We start from the raw sequence: 1,253 nt of genomic DNA on the forward strand, positions 1-1,253 counted from the left end.
ACAAGGTGGACATGGTGGATGCTCCGGAGCTCATTGAGTTGGTGGAGTTGGAGCTTCGGGAGTTGTTGAGCAAGTATGGGTTTCCTGGGGACGAGGTGCCGATCGTCAAGGGGTCGGCGTTGAAGGCATTGGAGTGCGATGATCCGTCGGCTCCGGAGGCGGCGTGCATTTTTGAGTTGATGGATGCGGTGGACAGTTACATTCCGGATCCGGTTCGGGACATTGACAAGCCGTTTTTGATGCCCATCGAGGATGTGTTTTCCATCAGCGGTCGCGGCACGGTGGTGACGGGGCGTGTGGAGCGCGGGGTGATTTCGGTGGGCGATGAAGTGGAGATAGTGGGTTTTCGCCCGACGGTGAAGACGGTGTGTACGGGTGTGGAGATGTTTCGCAAGACCTTGGATCGCGGGGAGGCTGGGGACAACATTGGGGTGTTGCTCCGGGGGATCAAGCGCGACGAGGTGGAGCGGGGGCAGGTGGTGGCGAAGCCTGGGAGCATCACGCCGCACACGAAGTTCAAGGCCGAGGTGTATGTGTTGAAGAAGGAGGAAGGGGGGCGGCACACGCCGTTTTTCCCTGGGTATCGGCCTCAGTTTTATTTTCGCACGACGGATGTGACGGGGGTGGTGACGTTGCCCGAGGGGGTGGAGATGGTGATGCCCGGGGACAACGTGAACATGGAAGTGCATTTGATTGCGCCGGTGGCGTTGGAAAAAGAGCTTCGCTTCGCCATCCGGGAAGGCGGGCGCACCGTGGGCGCCGGCGTGGTCACCGATATCATCGAGTAAGCCCGGGCCCTCGAGGGGCTTTTGGAAGAAAAGGTGAAAGACGATGCGAGTATTGGTCACTCTTGCGTGCCAGGAATGTAAACGGCGCAATTACACGACCACGAAAAACAAAAAGACACCCCCGGATCGTCTGAGCTTCCGCAAGTACTGCAAGTTCTGCAACGCTCATACGGTTCATAAGGAAACCAAGTGAACGCAGCAAAGACGATGAAGGCGCACATGGCGGATCGCGGCGTGGACGAAGGTGGGCGTGCCTTGGAGACGAAGGAAAAGGTCCCGGTAAGGAAGAAGACGAAGGACGGGTCCGGAGACGGCAAGGAGGCGGCGGTGGCGAAAAAGAAGGCGCCGCGCAAAGCCGGGCCGGCGGAGCCCGGCCTCTGGACGCGTTTCCAGACCTACCTGCGGGAAGTGGTCTATGAACTGCGCAAAGTGGTCTGGCCGTCCCGCAAGGAGACGATCGGATCC

The 1,253-nt window shown here is 59.5% G+C and carries 2 protein-coding genes and 1 pseudogene; all 3 read left to right on the forward strand.

The features are described 5' to 3' along the window. Positions 1-788: pseudogene (locus ABJK56_RS01150) on the forward strand (elongation factor Tu); the annotation flags it as partial. A 43-nt stretch (positions 789-831) separates the two neighbouring features. After that, on the forward strand, positions 832-981 hold the full coding sequence (gene rpmG, locus ABJK56_RS01155) for a 50S ribosomal protein L33 (RefSeq protein ID WP_347242832.1): 150 nt from the start codon (positions 832-834) through the stop codon (positions 979-981). Continuing rightward, positions 978-1,253, forward strand: a 276-nt coding sequence (secE, locus tag ABJK56_RS01160; protein WP_347242833.1) for a preprotein translocase subunit SecE, incomplete at its 3' end; no start/stop codon positions are given. The genes rpmG and secE, both read left to right, overlap by 4 nt.

This window comes from Thermogutta sp. (assembly GCF_039793925.1).
Lineage (GTDB): Bacteria > Planctomycetota > Planctomycetia > Pirellulales > Thermoguttaceae > Thermogutta.

Coding starts and splice junctions, on each gene's coding strand:
- rpmG (WP_347242832.1), top strand. CDS start 832: ATGCGAGTATTGGTCACTCTTGCGTGCCAGGAATGTAAACGGCGCAAT.